The organism is Caballeronia sp., assembly GCF_049581465.1.
GTDB lineage: Bacteria > Pseudomonadota > Gammaproteobacteria > Burkholderiales > Burkholderiaceae > Caballeronia.
Genome location: NZ_JBAUSA010000774.1, coordinates 1 through 3,392, shown reverse-complemented (window position 1 = coordinate 3,392; position 3,392 = coordinate 1). Strand labels below are relative to the sequence as shown.

Annotated in this window: 4 protein-coding genes; 3 read left to right on the top strand and 1 reads right to left on the bottom strand. The window is 61.4% G+C overall.

Translation table 11 applies throughout. From position 1 onward, the window contains the following. Window positions 1-261 precede the first annotated feature (261 nt). The 3 genes from WCA53_RS19085 (at window position 262) to WCA53_RS19075 (ending at window position 2,770) form a co-directional block, all read left to right on the top strand. Window positions 262-957 (top strand): alpha/beta fold hydrolase, encoded by a 696-nt coding sequence (locus WCA53_RS19085; protein ID WP_423914108.1) that lies wholly within the window; start codon window positions 262-264, stop codon window positions 955-957. An 87-nt stretch (window positions 958-1,044) separates the two neighbouring features. After that, window positions 1,045-1,899 carry an alpha/beta fold hydrolase gene (locus WCA53_RS19080; RefSeq protein ID WP_423914105.1) on the top strand — a complete coding sequence of 285 codons (855 nt, stop codon included), beginning with the start codon at window positions 1,045-1,047 and terminating at the stop codon, window positions 1,897-1,899. Between the two features lie 100 nt (window positions 1,900-1,999). Continuing rightward, window positions 2,000-2,770, top strand: a complete 771-nt coding sequence (locus WCA53_RS19075) for an SDR family oxidoreductase (protein ID WP_423914102.1) — start codon at window positions 2,000-2,002, stop codon at window positions 2,768-2,770. Window positions 2,771-2,806: 36 nt separating this feature from the next. Here WCA53_RS19075 and WCA53_RS19070 read toward each other — a convergent pair. Next, window positions 2,807-3,392 (bottom strand): LysR family substrate-binding domain-containing protein (locus WCA53_RS19070; RefSeq protein WP_423914100.1); only part of this gene is annotated, 586 nt, incomplete at its 5' end.

Genomic DNA, 3,392 nt, shown 5'->3' with positions numbered 1-3,392 from the left:
TCTTCATCCACCGGCGTCGCGATCGAGTTCAGGAAGTCGAGGCCCGGCGCATCGGCTACGAATATTGCGGGAATCTGACGGTAGTCCATTTCTTGTGATGAATGTGCAATGACGATGACATCATCGTAACCACTAAAAATGCACTTGACAAGTTACGTGTCGAATAACTAACCTTGAAGGCACCGTCAGACAGGTTACAAAAAGCGACGCGTTGGCGGCACGTCGCAGGGCAGCATCCACTTTTCTTCAAAGGAGCGGAACATGTCGTTTGGCAATGTGAGCGCAGTGCTGGTGCACGGCGCATGGGCGGACGGATCGAGCTGGGGCAAGGTGATCGATCGTCTGAAGGAACAGGGCGTCAATGTCATTGCGGCTCCGCTGCCGCTGACCTCGTTGAGTGACGATGTGGCCGCGCTCGACCGGACGCTCGAACGGATCGATGGTCCGGTGGTGCTAGTCGGCCACGCATATGCAGGTGCCGTGATCGGGTCGACCCGGGCCGAAAGTATTGCTGCACTGGTCTATGTCGCCGCACTCGCGCCCGACGAAGGAGAAACGGTGGGCGATGTGTTCTATCGCGGTGAAACGCATCCGCAGGCGCCGCAACTCGCTCCTGATCGACATGGGTTCATATGGCTGCCGAAAGAGGGATTCGCGCAGGGATTTGCACAGCACGCGACGCCGCAAGAGTTGGCCGTGCTCGCTGCGGTGCAGCGCCCCATTTCGGTGTCCTGCATTGGCGAAGCGCTCGGGCGTCCGCTGTGGAAAGACCGCCCGAGCTGGTTCCTGATCGCCGAGCAGGACCGCATGATCGACCCGGACACCCAGCATTTCATGTCGGGTCGCATGAATGCACACGTGCGGTCGTACCCGGTCGATCACACGCCGATGGTGACCGCTCCCGACGCTGTGACCGATGTCATCGTCGAAGCGCTCCAGTCGGTTTCCGCTCGCTAACGTTATCCGCGAGTTGCATGCGACCTGCGATGCCGAACATCGCACGGCGCTTTTTGTCAGCCGTCTAACCCTGTGGAGGAAGATCACATGACTTCTATTGCCTATCGCCATGCCGACGTCGATGGCTTTAACGTGTTCTATCGTGAAGCCGGTCGCGCGGGCGCCCCAAAGCTGCTGCTCCTGCACGGCTTTCCGAGCTCGAGCCATATGTTTCGAGATTTGATCCCGAAGCTCGCCGACCGTTTCCATATCGTCGCGCCGGATCTGCCCGGATTCGGACAGTCCGACATGCCCGGTCGGGACGGTTTTGAGTACACGTTCGACAACATCGCCAAGGTCATCGAGCGCTTCACCGAGGTGATCGGTTTCGACCGCTTCGCGGTCTACGTATTCGACTACGGTGCGCCAACCGGTTTCCGCCTTGCAATCAGGCATCCCGAGCGGATCACCGCGATCATTTCGCAGAACGGCAACGCCTACGAAGAAGGATTGAGCGAGGGCTGGAATCCAATCCGCGCCTACTGGCAAGAGGCTTCGCAAGAGAATCGGGAAGCGCTTCGCGCTCTGCTCACTCACGAGACCACCGTCTGGCAGTACACCCATGGCGTACCCGACACAGCGTCGGTGTCGCCGGACGGCTACTCGCTCGACGACTTCTATCTGAGCCGGCCCGGTGCCGGCGAGATACAGCTCGACCTGTTCCGCGATTATCGAAGCAACGTGGCGCTCTACCCCGCGTTCCAGCAGTACTTCCGCACACATCAACCGCCTTTGCTTGCCGTGTGGGGGAAAAACGATCCGTTCTTTTTGCCCGCTGGCGCCGAGGCATTCGGGCGCGACATCCCCGGCGCCGTGGTGCGGTTCTTCGATACCGGCCACTTCGCGCTCGAGACACATGCAACCGAAATCGCCACGGCCATTTCGGAGTTCCTGATTCGATGAGGTATCCGAAGCGAAGCTTCGATAACCGTGTCATCTTGAAGCGGGTGAGGGTCGTAAGCTCACTGAACCCGGCTTCATTCACGCAACCAGGAGAAGCAACATGTCTAGCAAAATCGCTATCGTCACGGGCGCAAGCCAGGGTATCGGTCGTGCGACCGCCATCCGGCTGGCGCGGGATTTTGACTCGATCGTGCTCGTTGCGCGCGACCGCGCGAACCTCGAACAAACCGCGATCGAAGTGAAGAATGCCGGCGCACAGTCTCTTATTATCGCCGCCGATCTCTCTCAAGCCGATGCCGCACGGCAGGTCGTCGAACAGACGCTCGCGACATTCGGACGGATCGACGCATTGCTCAACATTGCGGGCGCAGTGCCGCAGATCGATGTGCTTGAGATGACCGACGAGCAATGGGATCGCGGTCTCGCGCTAAAGCTTCACGGCGCGCGACGTCTAACAATCGCGGCGTGGCCGGCGCTGATGGAGAGTTCAGGATCGGTCGTGCTGATGTCGGGCAATTCAGCGCTGTTTCCCAAGGCGCCCTATGCGGCCGTGGGTACGATCAACGCGGCGATCGTGGCGCTCGCGAAAGCGTTTTCGGATCGCGGCATCGCCGACGGCGTGCAGGTCAACAGCGTGCTGCCGGGGGCCGTGATGACCGGCCGGCGACGCTCGTACCTGGAACATTGGGCGCCGCTACACAACATGAGCGTCGAAGAGGCGACGGCAAAGTTTCCCGTTGAAGTGGGTATCTCGCGTTACGGCACGCCGGAGGAGATTGCCGAGTTGATGGCGTTCATCGTGTCGCCTGCGGCGCGGTGGATGACGGGCTCGGCATTGCGCATGGACGGCGGAGAAGTCAAGTCGAGCTGACCCGCCGGCCGCGATGCGCGCGCATCGCGGCTTCATCTACGTGAGTAAAGGCGCGGCGTAAGGCTCGATCAATTCCGCGAAACGGTCTGCGAGCGTTTGCCTAGTCCGTGCCGGCCAGATTGCGCTGAGTTCGAAGGGCGGCAACGCGGCGCCGTCGATGATCTCGCACAGCCGCACTCCGCTAAATTGCAACGCCCGTACCGAACGCGGCAGCAGCGACACACCACATCCCGCGGCGACGCACGCGAGCACGGTGAGAGAGCGGTTCGCGTCCTGCACGATCTCCACTGCGCAACCCGCTTGCCGGAACGCGCTCAGGATGCCCGCGCGAACGTTGGGCAACTGGCCCTGTGGAAACCATACGAGCCCGTGCGCTGCAAGCTCGCGTAGCGACACCTTCGCGCCGGCCGCCAACGGAAACGTCGCAGGTAGCACTGCGATCAATTGCTCCCGCGCGATCAGCTTCTCGCGCATCCTTCCCGCGACCGCCACCGGCGTATGCAGCAAGCCAATATCGATTTCCCCTTTCTCGAGCGCGCTGGCCTGCTCGGCGTTGCTCATCTCGCGCAGCGCCAACTCGACATCCGGCACCGACGCACGCAGCGCCGCGATCGCCCGAGGC

Coding starts and splice junctions, on each gene's coding strand:
- WCA53_RS19075 (WP_423914102.1), top strand. CDS start 2,000: ATGTCTAGCAAAATCGCTATCGTCACGGGCGCAAGCCAGGGTATCGGT.
- WCA53_RS19085 (WP_423914108.1), top strand. CDS start 262: ATGTCGTTTGGCAATGTGAGCGCAGTGCTGGTGCACGGCGCATGGGCG.
- WCA53_RS19080 (WP_423914105.1), top strand. CDS start 1,045: ATGACTTCTATTGCCTATCGCCATGCCGACGTCGATGGCTTTAACGTG.